Annotated in this window: 11 protein-coding genes; 7 read left to right on the plus strand and 4 right to left on the minus strand. The window is 69.8% G+C overall.

Annotated features, from left to right (window positions below; genetic code table 11):
• The 3 genes from GBZ26_RS19135 to GBZ26_RS19145 all read left to right on the plus strand — a co-directional run.
• Nucleotides 1–529: efflux RND transporter periplasmic adaptor subunit (locus GBZ26_RS19135; RefSeq protein WP_174440208.1), on the plus strand; the 529-nt coding region annotated here is incomplete at its 5' end.
• Complete coding sequence (locus tag GBZ26_RS19140; protein WP_343207297.1) at nt 519–1,883, plus strand: efflux RND transporter periplasmic adaptor subunit; 1,365 nt, start codon at nt 519–521, stop codon at nt 1,881–1,883. The genes GBZ26_RS19135 and GBZ26_RS19140, both read left to right, overlap by 11 nt.
• Nucleotides 1,884–1,886: 3 nt before the next feature.
• On the plus strand, nt 1,887–4,100 hold the full coding sequence (locus GBZ26_RS19145) for an efflux RND transporter periplasmic adaptor subunit (RefSeq protein ID WP_174440209.1): 2,214 nt from the start codon (nt 1,887–1,889) through the stop codon (nt 4,098–4,100).
• A 94-nt stretch (nt 4,101–4,194) separates the two neighbouring features.
• Here the strand turns inward: GBZ26_RS19145 and GBZ26_RS19150 are convergent, their stop codons facing one another.
• Entirely contained in the window at nt 4,195–4,575 is a 381-nt protein-coding gene (locus tag GBZ26_RS19150; protein WP_174440210.1) for an RT0821/Lpp0805 family surface protein, read from the minus strand.
• A 384-nt stretch (nt 4,576–4,959) separates the two neighbouring features.
• Between GBZ26_RS19150 and GBZ26_RS19155 the strand changes: the two genes are divergently transcribed.
• Nucleotides 4,960–7,008 (plus strand): mechanosensitive ion channel family protein, encoded by a 2,049-nt coding sequence (locus GBZ26_RS19155; protein ID WP_174440211.1) that lies wholly within the window; start codon nt 4,960–4,962, stop codon nt 7,006–7,008.
• Between the two features lie 6 nt (nt 7,009–7,014).
• Here GBZ26_RS19155 and GBZ26_RS19160 read toward each other — a convergent pair whose 3' ends face one another.
• On the minus strand, nt 7,015–7,455 hold the full coding sequence (locus GBZ26_RS19160; protein ID WP_174440212.1) for a hypothetical protein: 441 nt from the start codon (nt 7,453–7,455) through the stop codon (nt 7,015–7,017).
• Nucleotides 7,456–7,577: 122 nt separating this feature from the next.
• Here GBZ26_RS19160 and GBZ26_RS19165 point away from each other — a divergent pair, with 122 nt between their 5' ends.
• On the plus strand, nt 7,578–8,369 hold the full coding sequence (locus tag GBZ26_RS19165; RefSeq protein ID WP_174440213.1) for a DUF3750 domain-containing protein: 792 nt from the start codon (nt 7,578–7,580) through the stop codon (nt 8,367–8,369).
• Here the strand turns inward: GBZ26_RS19165 and GBZ26_RS19170 are convergent.
• On the minus strand, nt 8,284–9,234 hold the full coding sequence (locus tag GBZ26_RS19170; protein ID WP_247884847.1) for an LOG family protein: 951 nt from the start codon (nt 9,232–9,234) through the stop codon (nt 8,284–8,286). The two genes, GBZ26_RS19165 and GBZ26_RS19170, sit on opposite strands and share 86 nt — an antisense overlap.
• A 230-nt stretch (nt 9,235–9,464) precedes the next feature.
• On the opposite strand from GBZ26_RS19170, the gene GBZ26_RS19175 reads away from it, so the two are divergent.
• The gene (locus GBZ26_RS19175; protein ID WP_174440214.1) at nt 9,465–11,879 is read left to right on the plus strand and encodes a PAS domain S-box protein; all 2,415 of its coding nucleotides are present in this window, start codon (nt 9,465–9,467) and stop codon (nt 11,877–11,879) included.
• Nucleotides 11,880–11,944: 65 nt separating this feature from the next.
• Nucleotides 11,945–12,439 carry a substrate-binding domain-containing protein gene (locus GBZ26_RS19180; protein ID WP_343207296.1) on the plus strand — a complete coding sequence of 165 codons (495 nt, stop codon included), beginning with the start codon at nt 11,945–11,947 and terminating at the stop codon, nt 12,437–12,439.
• On the opposite strand, the gene GBZ26_RS19185 is transcribed toward GBZ26_RS19180, so the two are convergent.
• Entirely contained in the window at nt 12,440–12,892 is a 453-nt protein-coding gene (locus GBZ26_RS19185) for a group III truncated hemoglobin (protein WP_211104845.1), read from the minus strand.
• Nucleotides 12,893–13,143: the final 251 nt, after the last annotated feature.

Here is a 13,143-nt window from a genome sequence, read left to right on the forward strand (position 1 = left end):
CGCCCGCCCCACTCTGCGCGCCGCGACGTTCACGGTGGGCAAGAGTCCCCGGCTGGGGCAGGTGAAGCCCACTGGCGGGGCGGGGGTCGGGATGGCCGAGGTCAGGGCCGAGGCCGCCCGCGCCGCCCGGCGCAAGGCGGAGATCGAGGTCCGCCGCTGCGACGTGAAGGCGCCCTTCGACGGCAAGGTGGTGGAGCAGCGGATTCGCGAGCATGAGTCGGTCCCCGCCGGCACGGCCCTGCTCGAGGTGTTGTCCGACCGCGATCTGCGGGTGGAACTGATCGTCCCGTCCTCCTGGCTGGTCTGGCTGCAGCCTGGGCAGCGGTTCGACCTGCGCATCGACGAGACGGGCGAGGTTCTGGACGGCGAGGTGGCCCTGATCGGCGCCCGCGTCGACCCGGTCAGCCAGTCGCTGAAGGTGACGGGCAAGCTGCTGGCCGACAAGCAGGGCAATGTTTCGAACCTCGTTGCCGGCATGAGCGGAACCGCCCGCTTCGCCCCTCCAGAGGAGGCCAAAGGTGCCCGATGACGTCAAATCCGTCCGGATGGAAGCGGCCAACCCGCTGAACGGCCTCCTGCTTCTCCTGAACCTGCAGCAGGAGGCCCGGCAGGCCCAGAATCCGGAGGCGCTGCGTTTCCTCATCGTGAACCAGACGCGGCGGATGATTGCCTACCAGCAGGCGGTCTTCCTGACCATCGCACCGTCGGGCAAGGCGCGGCTGGAAGCCGTGTCCAACGTCGCCGTTCCGGAACGCGACGCCCCCTTTACCCGCTGGCTGGAGGCCGCGGCCTCGGCCATCGCCGCGGGGGCGGAGGCGCGCATCCTGCACGGCATCGCCGCCACGGAAGTGCCGCCCGCGCTGGCCCGCGACTGGGGACAGTGGGGACCGGCGCAGGCGTTGTGGGTGCCCTTGCAGGGGCTTGACGGCACCGTTGAGGCGGTGTTGTGGCTCGCCCGCGACGACGCCTGGACGGATGGCGAGAAGGTGCTGCTCGCGCAGCTGTCCGGCGGCTACGGACACGCTTGGTGGGCGCTGACACGGGCGGGACGCCGTTCCGGCGTGCGGGCGCGCAAGGGGATATGGGCGCTGGGAGGGGTGGCGCTTCTGGCCGCGGTTCTGGCGATCCCCGTGCCGCAATCGACGCTGGCGCCGGCGGAAGTCGCACCGCGCGACTCGCTGATCGTCAGCGCGCCGTTGGAAGGCGTGATCGAACGTTTCCACGTGCAGCCGAACGAGCCGGTCAGCACCGGCCAACCACTGTTCACGTTCGAAGCGACCGTTTTGAAAAGCCGCCTGGAGGTGGCGCGCAAGGCGCTGGCCTCGGCGGAGGCGGAACTGCTGACCGCCTCCCAGGGGGCCTTCGCCGACCCGCAGAGCAAGGCGCGCATCGCCCAGTTGAAGACACAGGTGGAACTGCGCCGGGCGGAGATGGATTTCGCCCGTGACCTGATGGACCGCGTCACCGTGAAGGCGGAACGGACCGGCATCGCCGTCTTCACGGACGCCAACGACTGGCTGGGCAAGCCGGTTGCCGTGGGCGAGCGCATCCTGACGCTGGCCGATCCGCAGGCCGCGGAGGTGGATGTGCATGTGCCGGTCAACGACGCGATCGTGCTGCAGGAGGGGGCGGAGGTCAGTCTTTATCTGAACGTCGATCCCCTGCGTCCGCTGCGCGCAACCGTTTCGCACGCCAGTTATGAGCCGGGGCTGACTCCGGGCGGCGTCCTGGCCTACCGCGTCCGCGCCGATCTGGCGCCGGACCAGCCGACGCCGCGCATCGGGTTGCGCGGCACCGCCAAGATCCAGGGGGAACGGGTGCCGCTGGCCTTCTACCTGTTCCGCCGGCCGCTGGCGGCGCTGCGCCAGACCGTGGGGCTCTGAGCCATGGGCGCCGCCGCCATCGGCATGACGACGGGGACGGCGGCGGGGACGGCGGCGGTCACGCCGGTGGACCCGCTGGACAGCGTGCGGCTGCCGCCGTTGCGCGAGGAGCTTCAGCTGCTGCCGGCCCCGCCGGCGGTGGACGGGTCGCCCTGCTGGACGATCCACGATCCGGTGCGCAACCGCTACTTCCGCATCGGCCATGGTGCCTTCGAGGTGATCGCCCGCTGGCATCACGGGTCGCCCCGCGCCATCGCCGCCGCGGTGGCCGCCGAAACGGTCCTGGAGCCGGAGGCGGAGGACGTCGTCGGCCTCTACAGGTTTCTGGCCGGCAGCAACCTGACCCAGGGCGCCGACGTCGATTTCCTGGCGAAGCAGACGGCGGCACGGCGCACGTCCTGGTGGATGTGGCTGCTGCACAATTACCTGTTTTTCCGCATCCCGCTGGTCCGGCCAGACGCCTTCCTGAACGCCACGGTGCGCTACGTCGCGCCCTTCTACAGCCGCGCTTGGCTGTGGACGGTGATCGGCGCGGGGGTTCTGGGCCTCATTCTGGCGATGCGCCAGTGGGACAGCTTCGCGCACACCTTCCTGCATTTCTTCTCGCTGGAAGGCATGGCGCTCTACGGCGTGACCCTGCTGGCGACGAAGACGCTGCACGAGCTGGGGCATGCCTACACGGCGAAACGCTTCGGCTGCCGGGTGCCGACCATGGGGGTGGCCTTCCTGGTGATGTGGCCGGTGCTCTACACCGACACCAGCGACGCGTGGCGTCTCGTATCCCGCCGCGCCCGGCTGCACATCGCGGCGGCGGGCATGCTGACGGAACTGGCGCTGGCCGCCTTCGCCACGCTGGCCTGGAGCTTCCTGCCCGACGGGCCGCTGCGCAGCGCCGCCTTCTTCGTGGCGACGGTGAGCTGGGTGACCACCCTGACGATCAACCTCAGCCCTTTCATGCGCTTCGACGGCTATTACCTGCTGGCCGACGCGCTGGATGTGCCGAACCTTCAGGACCGGGCCTTCGCGCTGGCCCGCTGGCGGCTGCGGGAATGGCTGTTCGGCCTGGGCGACGAGGTGCCGGAGCGGTTCGATCCGTGGCTGCACCGGGTGATGCTGGCTTACGCCTTCGCCACCTGGGTGTACCGGCTGGTGCTGTTCATCGGTATCGCGGGGCTGGTCTATCACGTCTTCATCAAGGTGCTGGGCATCGTGCTGTTCGCAGTGGAAGTCGGCTGGTTCATCCTGCGCCCGCTGGTCAACGAGGCGAAGGAATGGTGGGAGCGGCGGGGCAGCCTGCGGCCCAACCGGAACCTGCTGATGACCCTGGGCGGCCTGGCCGCGCTGGTCTGGTTGGCTTTCGTGCCGGTCACCGGGACCATCGCCGTGCCGTCGGTGTGGCGGGCGGAGGGCTTCTCGACCCTGTTCGCCCCGGTCCCGTCGCGCATCGCGGAGGTACTGGTCCAGCCCGGCCGGCGCGTGGCGGCGGGCGACCTTCTGTTCCGCCTGGAAGCGCCGGAACTGACCAACAAGCTGCAGCAGTCGGAACTGCGCATCGCTCTGGCCCAGGACCGCATCGACCGCATGCTGGCCGCCCGCGACGGGCTGGACCGGGTGCGCGTGATGGAGGAGGATTTGGCCGCAGGGTTGGCTGACCGGCAGGGTCTGTTGGACAGCCTCGCCCGGCTGGAGATCCGTGCGCCCATCGCCGGAACGGTGGTCGATATCGCCGACGCGCTGCGCCCCGGGCGCTGGGTAGGTCCATCGCTGGCGCTGGGACAGATCGTGGCCGACGGCGGTGGTGAACTGGTCGGCTATGTGGCCGAGAACGACCTCACCCGTGTCATGGTGGGGGCCGATGCGGTGTTCCACGCCGACGACCCGCTACGCCCCCGCATGGCGGCGCGGGTGACGGCGGTCGACCGGGTCGGCGTGAAGGGACTGGATGTTCCCGCCTTGGCCTCGATCCATGGCGGTCCGATCGCGGTCGAGAGCCAGACCGGACCGTCGATGGGGCGGACGAACGCCGAGGCCGCGCGCTCCAACCTGAAGCCGGTGGAGGCCGTCTACCGGGTGACCCTGGCGCCGCTGGACCGGGCGCAGGCGGGACCCGCCCACCAGATGCGCGGCGTGGCCCGCGTGGATGGCGAGGCGCGCAGTCTTGCCGATCGCTTCTGGCGCACCGCGCTGGCCGTGCTGATCCGCGAAACCGGATTCTAACGCGGAAGCATACCCGTCAGGGCGCTCTGGCCTCGGCGCCCATCAGGGCGCGCTGGCCTCGGCGCCCATCAGGGCGCGCTGGCCTCGGCGCCCATCAGGGCGCGATGGCCCATTGTCCGTTGGCCATCTTGCAGAAGGTCAGCCTGTAGGGCTGGACGGTCCGCCGGATGAAATTGGCCTGAACGTCCCCGCAGGGCACGCCGTCGCGCTCATGAACCTTCTGCACGATGACATCGCCGCGTACCCCGGTCTTCGGGTTGTTCCATTCGGTGCGCCGTCCCTCCTCCATGGGGGTCAGGGCGTCGCCGAGTGCCTTGCGGAACAGGTCCCAATCCTCGTCCGTGAGATCCACCCCGCCGCGTCCGCCGAGGAAAAGGCCGAACTGTGCCTGCGCCGGAGCGGCAACGGTCAGCGTCGCGATCAGCGCGGCGGTGTGGACTCCTAAGACAAAGGACGGGATGGATAACAGGCGCATGCGGCGACTCCTTATGACCGTTGGTGAATCCGGGCATTTTAGGAACGATTGATGATGCCCGCATGTGACGGCAGGTCACGAACCTGAGTGTTACGGTAACATACGCCTCACCCGTTGGCGGGCGGCGGCCTCCGGCCATTCCCGTGCTCCGTTCCCATGCTTCGGGTGCTTCGGGGTGGTCCAAAGTCAGGATCACAGTGCGCGTTCCGCCGCAGGGCCGTCCGCTAGGCAACGGTAACGTACTGGCTTCCTGATCGAGGGGCAGGCGAGCGTTTCGCGTCTTCGGTCCACGCAGTCGGCGCGGGCTCAATCGGCGCGGACGTTTCCGCCCGATGGGCACCGCTCCATCGCTTTCCGGCAGGATGGCCCCGCAGAATGGCCCCTATGAACGAGTATTTGGGGAAGCGCCGCACGTTGGCCCGGTGGCCGGCCCTTGCCCTGCTTGCCGCCCTGCTGTTTGCAGCCTCGCCGTTCGCATCGGCCGTGGCGCAGACGCCCGATGCCCATGCACCTGGGGCCGGGGGACCGGCGACGGCGCTGGAGGTGTATGCCGAGCGTCTGGAGGCGGTCGCCGCCACCTATCCACAGCTTCCCACCATCCTGTCGGATGCATTCGCCCGCCCCAACGGGCGGGAGGCGGCGGTGCACCCGTTGCGCCTGCTGCGCGGCCTGTTGATCCTCTTCGCGGCGGGGACGGCGGCGTTGCTGCTGACACGCCGGGTCCCGGCGGGGCCGATCGGCAAGCTGGAATTGGACGATGGGGCGCCACTGCTGACGGGCGCGCTGCGCTTCGTGCTGGGGCTGGTGCCGGTGGGTGCTTTCGCGTTCGGGGTGCTGATCGTCTATGCGATCGTGCGACCGCCGCATCCAGCGGCCCCAGCCGTCCTTCTGGCGGTGCTCCAGGCGGCGCTGACCGTTCTGCTGACCGACCGCCTGATCCGCTTCCTGTGCGCGCCGAGGCGCCCCAGGCTGCGCCTGATCCCCCTGGAGGACGCCGACGCGCGCGCGCTGCACCGCACGGGCGTGATCACCGTGACGTTGGCCGCGACGGTGCTCGGACTGATCGATCTTCTGCTGGCGCTGGGGGTCGGTGGGAATGCCATCGTCGCCATCGGCTTGCCGCTGAGCACCGTGCCCTTCCTCTATCTGCTGTACCGCGTGTGGCGCGGGCGTGCTCCGGTGGCGCGGGCCATCGCCCGCCCATTGGGCGTCGAGGTGAAGGACCACCCTACGCTGGGATTGTGGGCGGTGGCGGCATCGGTCTATCTCGTCGCCTTGTGGTTGGTCGTCGCGGCGGCGGCGGTGCGGCTGGAGCCGGCGACGGGGCCGCGGATGCTCGCCAGCCTGCTGGTGGCGCTGGCCGTGCCGGCCATCGCGCTGATGGCCCAGCGCCCGCTCGCCCGCTTCTACCGGGGGGAGGAGACGGAGGCCGGGAAGGCGGCGGTGGCGCGGGTGATGCGGGCGTTGTGGTCGGCCCTGTTCGTCGTCGGAATCTTCGCCACGGCGGCCATCTGGGGATTCCGGGTGGAGAAGGCCAGCGGGGCGACCGGCATCGCCCTGCGGCTGCTGTTCAACGTGACGGTGGTGCTGCTGCTGGGCTACGTTGCCTGGACGATGGTCGTGCGGGCGATTGACCGGACGCTGGAGGAGGCCCGGCATGACGGGGTGTCGTCGCGTGGCCAGCGATTGGCGACCCTTCTGCCGCTGCTGCGGAAGTTCCTTCAGGTTGTTCTGGTCGTCATTGTGGTCATGATCGCCCTGTCCTCGTTGGGCATCGAGATCGGACCGCTGCTGGCCGGGGCGGGGGTGGTCGGCATCGCCATCGGGTTGGGCGCGCAATCGACCATCGCCGACATCCTGGCCGGCGTCTTCTTCCTGCTGGAGGACGCGTTCCACATGGGCGACTACGTGGAGGTCGGGCAACTGCGCGGCACGGTGGAGGGCATCTCCCTGCGCTCGCTGAAGCTGCGCCATCACCGCGGCGCGGTGCACACGCTGCCCTTCGGCCAGATCAAGGCGCTGACCAATTACAGCCGCGACTGGGCGCTGATGCGCCTGGAATTCCGCGTTCCGCCGGAAACCGACATGGGGCTGGTCAAGAAGCTGGTGAAAGAGGTCGGCAAGGAGCTGTCCGCCGACCCGGAGATGGGGCCGAGCTTCATCGAGCCGCTGAAGTCCCAGGGCGTGCGGCGGGTGGAGGACGACGCGGCGATCATCGGCGTCAAGTTCATCACCAAGCCCAACGAGCAGTTCGTCATCCGGCGCGAGGCCTACCATCGTCTGATCCGCGCCTTCCAGGACCACGGAATCCATCTGGTCGGGCGCGGCGTGGTGGTGCGGGTGGACGATCCGGAGGCGGCCAACCGGATCATCGGCTTTGCCGCCGCCCAGGCCATGAACGGTTCCGGCAAGGAGAGCGGTGCCGCGGAGTGACGTTCCTCACGCCACCGGCTTAACCGACAGCCACGCCGCGATGACGAAGGCCGGCAGGCGACCGAGCGCCGCGTCGTCCCGCCCCGTTTCCTCCTGCCATGCCCGGTGGCGGTCCAACGCGCCCCGCAGCGTGGCCGAGCGCTCCGCCGCGGGGACGGCGGACAGGGCGGTGTCCAGGCTGGTCAGGTAGGGCGGAAACTCGGCGTTGGGACCGGCGAGACCGCGCTCCGTCCCCTCGGGATCGAACCATGCCTCCGCGGCGGCGGTGTCGGCGCTGGGCGGGATGACCATGCCGCCGACATAGCCGGTGGGCTGGACCACCTTCCACCCCTTGCGGCTCGGTCCCGTGGTCCAGCCGAGCGCGCGGGCGACCTCCATCGTCGCGGCGCGGGTCGGCGCCTGCCGGGTGATGCGGTCCATGAGGTCGTTCAGGTCGGTGGCGGGCATTGGAACGCTCCTTCGGTGAACCATCCGGATGGTCCTCAACGTACAACATCGGTGGCGGGCAGGGCGATGACAGCCTATCTGGGAAACGGCCCATCAGGCGAGAGGGAGCGGTGCAGAAAAGAATGGCGGCCACCATCCTGGTGATTTTGATGACGCTGGTCCTGCTGCTGGCCGGTCCGGCCTTCGTGATCGCGTCGGGAACGGCGACGCTGGGCGTGGACTGGAGCCGGGCGGACCGCAGGTCCGTCGGCCTCGCCCCCGATCCCGCCACGACGCCGGAGGCGGTGGTGCAGGTCTACGCCGCCCGCGCCCTGTCCTGGCGCGGCGCCTTCGGCACGCACCCATGGTTCGCGGTGAAGCCGGCGGGGGCGTCGGCCTACACCGTTTATGAGGTGATCGGCTGGCGGGTCTACCGCGGCCTGCCGGCGGTGGCGGTCAGCAACCGCGATCCGGACGGGGGCTGGTTCGGCCCCGCCCCCGCCGTGCTGGCCGAGTTGCGCGGCCCCGCCGCCGAGGCGGCCATCCCCAAGATCGCCGAGGCCGCCCGGAGCTACCCCTACGCCGGGGAATACCGCATCTGGCCCGGTCCGAACAGCAACACCTTCGCCGCCTGGGTGGGGCGGGCGGTGCCGGACCTGCGGCTCGACCTGCCCTCCACGGCGCTGGGCAAGGACTATCTGGGCACCGGCCTGATCGCGCGGGCACCGAGCGGCACTGGCTGGCAGGTCAGCCTGTTCGGCCTCGCCGGTCTGCTCCTGGCCAAGGAGGAGGGGTTCGAGGTCAACCTGCTGGGCATGACCTTCGGGGTCGATCCCTTCGATCTCGCGGTCAAGATCCCGGGCGTCGGGCGGTTGGCGCTGAACGCTCCCGCCCCGACTGCACCGGCTGCCGCCGACAGCCCGCCGCCCGGCTGAGCCAGGTCTCCTCGTCGGCGGCGGACATGCCGGTGCCGGCGGGGCCGAGCGGCGGATTGCCGCGCTTGAGACCGAGCCGGGTCATGCAATCCCATGCCTCCTCCGCCGTATCGGCGATGTCGAACAGGTCGAGGTCCCCGGCGCTGATCATCCCGTGGTCGGCCAGCGCCCGGAAGTTCACCACCTCGTTCCAATAGTCGCGCCCGACGAAGACGATGGGCAGGCGGGACGCCTTGTTGGTGTTGCGCAGGTTCAGGATTTCGAAGGCCTCGTCGAAGGTGCCGAAGCCGCCGGGGAAGATCGCCAGACCGTTGGCGCGCATTGCCAGATGCATTTTCCGGATGGCGAAATAATGGAAGCGGAAGGTCAGCTCCGGCGTGCTGTAGGGGTTGGGGTGCGGCTCCTGAGGCAGGCTGATGTTGAAGCCGATGCTCGGCGCCCCGGCCTCCTGCGCGCCGCGGTTGGCGGCCTCCATCAGGCCGGGGCCGCCTCCGGTGGCGATCACGTTGTCGCGCTGCCCGTCCTCGGTGGGCGCCAGGGCGCCGCCGCGCTCCGACACGATGCGGCCGAAGGTCCGCGCCTCCTCGTACCAGGCCGCCTGCTTGGCCCGCCGTTCGGCCAGTTGCCGCTCCTCCGGCGTACGCGCGTCGCGGAGAAGCTGCTCCGCCCGTTCGGGCGAGGGGACCCGCGCGCTGCCGTAGACCACGATGGTGGAGCGGATGCCCCAGGCCTTCAGCTCGGATTCTGGCTTGGCGTATTCGAGCATGAAGCGCACCCCGCGCATCGGCTCGCTCAACAGGAAATCACGGTCCTCGAAGGCAATGCGGTAGGCGGCGGATTCGTGGTTCGGCCTGCTGTCCTTCATGCTGTGCTCCGGATGGGGACGGGGAACGGCTTCTGGTCATGTGGGGTCGCGGGTGGCTCTTTGCCCGGACTCAAAGTGTTTGCATTCAAAGCAATTGTGCCGCAGACCGGAGGGAGGCGGAAGGGAAAGCGGTTCCGCGTCTTTCCATAAGCCTTGGCCCTGCCCACATCATGGTTCAGGGGCGTCTGCGCCCGACCTTCAGCGTCTTAACCGCGTCTTGTTCGTAAGGGGTGACGTTGAGCAGCATCGAGCCGCCATGGCCATCGGATGAGCGCGCCCGGCTCGACCGGCTCAAGAGCTATGGCGTGCTGGACCCGCCGCCGGAGGCGTCCTTCGACCGGCTGACCCGGCTGGGCGCCCGCCATTTCCGCATGCCCATCGTGATGGTCAATCTGGTGGACGAGACGCGGCAATGGTCCAAGGCCGGCTATGGGCTGGATACGATGGTCCTTGAGCGCCGGCTGTCCTTCTGCGCCCAAACCATCCTCGGCGATGCGGTTCTGGTCGTACGCGACACACGGGAAGATAAGCGCTTCGCCGACCATGAGCTGGTGGCCGGGCCGCCGCACCTGCGTTTCTACGCCGGGGCGCCGCTGATCGCGCCGGATGGGTTGCGCATCGGAACCTTCTCCGTGCTCGATCACAAGCCCCATCCGGAGTTCAGCGCGGAGGACGAGCGGGACCTGGAGGAGTTTGCCCGCCTCGCCATGCATGAGATGGAATCCCAGGCCGCCCACCGCGCCGCCCAGGCGGCGGAGGCGCTGCTTCGGGACAAGAACGCCCTGCTGGAAAGCCTTCTGGAGAGCGTCACCGACCCGATCTTCGCCAAGGACCGCGAGCGCCGCTTCACTCTGGTCAACTCCGCGACCGCGCGCCTGTTGGGACGGATGCGGGAGGAGGTGGCGGGCCTGACCGACGAGGATCTGTTCCCGCCGGAGGAGGCCGCAAGGCTTGACGACCTGTGCGGACGGGTGATCGCCACCGGGCGAGAGGAAACGGTGGAGGAGGAGTTGCCCTTCCCGACGGAGGAGGGCAAACGCGTCCTGATGATCAGCGTGATGCCCCTGCGCGACGCCTGGGGTGCGGCCATCGGCGTCGTCGGCGTGGCCCGCGACATCACCGCCCGCAAGCGCGCGGAGGAGGCGCTGCGGTCGAGCGAGGCACGGTTCCGCACGCTGGTGGACAACACGCCGCTGCTCATGTGGATCAACCGGCCGGACGGCACTCCCGAATACTACAATGAGGAGCTGCGCGCCTACACCGGCCAGGATCCGGACACAATGTCCGCCTGGCAGGGGTTCCATCCGGACGACCGCCCCGCCTATCTGGAGCTGAGGACGCGGTCGATCGCCGCGGGCTCGCCCTATCAGAGCAACATCCGGATGCGGCGCGCGGATGGGGCATGGCGTTGGCACCAGTGCCGCGTGGTGCCGGTGCGGGAAAGGGGCGCCATCGTCTCCTGGATCGGCACCGCGGTGGACATCCACGACATCCGGCGCGCCCAGCAGGCGGCGGAGGAGGCGGATCGCTCGAAGGGCCGCTTCCTGGCGGCAGCCAGCCACGACCTGCGCCAGCCCATGCAATCGATCCTGCTGTTCGCCGGCGCGCTGGGCTCCCATGTCACCGGCGAGGCCGGGCAGCGGGCACTGGACCGGCTTCAGCAGGGGCTGGACACGCTGAAGGATCTGTTGGACAGCCTGCTCGACGTGTCGCGCCTCGACGCCGGGGTGGTGGCGCCTCAGATCGAGGAATTTCCGGTCGCCGACCTGCTCGGCCCGCTGTCCGCCGCCTATGCCCCGCTGGCCGAAGCCAAGGGGCTGGACTGGCGGGTCGTTCCCTTCACGGGGACGGTGCGCAGCGACCGCGTCCTGCTGGGACGGATGCTGCGCAATCTGGTCGACAATGCCATCCGCTACACCGACCGCGGCCGCGTCATGGTCGATTGCCGGCCCCAGGGCAAGCGCCTGTGCGTCGAGGTGCACGACACCGGCCTGGGCATTCCGCCCGACCAGCGGGAGCGCATCTTCGAGGAGTTCCACCAGATCGGCAACCCCGAGCGCGACCGCGACCAGGGACTCGGCCTGGGGCTCGCCATCGTGCGCCGGCTGTCGCGGCTGCTCGACCATCCGGTGGATCTGGTGTCGCGTCCGGAGCGCGGCTCGATCTTCTCGATCAGCGTGCCGCTGGTCCGCCACGATGCGCCGCGTCCCCCGCCGCCCGCCGCCCGGATGGCGCGGGCCGATGCCATGACGGCGACCGGGGGTGGGCGGCTGGCCGTGGTCGTGGAGGACGACGCCATCGTTCTGATGGGGCTGGCGGTGATGCTCGGCGAATGGGGGTTCGAGGTGCTGACCGCCGGGAGCACCGGCGAAGCGCTGGAGCGCTTGCGCGGGGGCGGGAGGCGGCCCGACATCGTGCTGGCCGATTACCGGCTGCGCCAGGGCCGGGTCGGCACCGAGGCCATCCTGCGCATCCGCGACCTGTTCGGCGCCGACGTGCCGGGTCTCATCGTGACCGGTGAGATCGGGCCGGAACCGCAGCGCGACGCCGCCAAGCACGGTCTTGGCCTGATGCACAAGCCGGTGACCCCCCGCCTTCTCGAAGCCGTGCTGGCTCGTCATCTTGGAGCCATCGGGCCGGCTTGAGCGTTGCTACCACCAGCGGCGCCTGCGGCGCCGCACCGTGCGAGGCTTATGGAGGAGACAACAAAGTGCCATCCCTGTCGAAAGGCCTTGCCATGGTCGCCGTCGCGGCGGCGCTGGCCGGCTGCCAGTTTCCGGGATTCCCGCCGCCGCAGCAGACCGCCACCCTGCCGCCCCCGACCGTGCCGAAGCCGCCGCCCGAGGAGCGCGGGGTCTGGATCGTCGGCAGCCCGTCCATGCGGGGTGCGGTCAGCAGCGCGGCCAGCCGCTTCAACAGCACGCCCGACACACAGCCGCGCCTCGTCGCCGAGGGCACCAACAGCGGCTTCCGCAGCTTCTGCGCCGGGGTGGGGCTGGAGCATCCCGACATGGTGGTGTCCGACCGCCGCATCGGGGCGGAGGAGCAGAAGCGCTGCCGGGCCAAGGGCATCACCATGACGGAGTACGAACTCGGTCCCAAGCAGTTCGTCTACGTCAAGGACGCCCATATGATGACCATCCCCGGCGTGCGCGACTTCACGGAGAGCTGGGGCGTGAAGGGCAAGCCGGTGCGGGGCGCCTGATCAGGCGCCGGTCCCGGCGCCAGCGTCGGCGGCGGCCTGCTTGCGGAAGAAATCCACCCCCATCTGGATGCTGCGCCCGATGTTGGCCGCGCGGTCCTCGAAGAAGGCGGCGGCCTCGGGCGTGCAGACCTCGGCCGTCGTCTCGCGGAACAGCTCCAGCCAGCGCTCGAAATGCACCGGCCCGATGTCGAAACGGACATGGGCGGGGAGGGGGCGTCCGTCGTAGCGGTGGGTCAGCAGGGCGACCGAGGACCAGAAGTCGATCATCTTCAGAAGATGCGGCTCCCAGTCGGTGATCGCCGCGCCGAAAACCGGGCCGAGCAGGGCGTCGTCGCGGATCTTGCCATAGAAGGTACGGACGAGGGCCTCGATCATCGCCTCGTCGATGCCGGTCTTGGCCACGCGTTCGGCGATGGTGGCGGACTGGGGGGTGGGAGCGGAGGTCTGGTCCAAGGCGGTGGGGTCCTGAAAAACATGAGGCGAACAAGCCCCCGCACTATACCCGTCCCGGCGGCACACCGCCACCCGTGCGACGCGATTAACAGAGGTGATGACGTCTGCTCTTGAACCCCTCTCCCGTCCCGGGAGAGGGTGCCCGCGAAAGCGGGCGGATGAGGGTCGAGCGAGGATCGAGACGCTGATTCTCGGCGGTCCTCCCCCCCTCCCGCACGCCCCCCGCCGGCCCCCCCCCCCCCCCTCCCGGG

Source organism: Azospirillum formosense, from assembly GCF_013340925.1.
Lineage (GTDB): Bacteria > Pseudomonadota > Alphaproteobacteria > Azospirillales > Azospirillaceae > Azospirillum > Azospirillum formosense.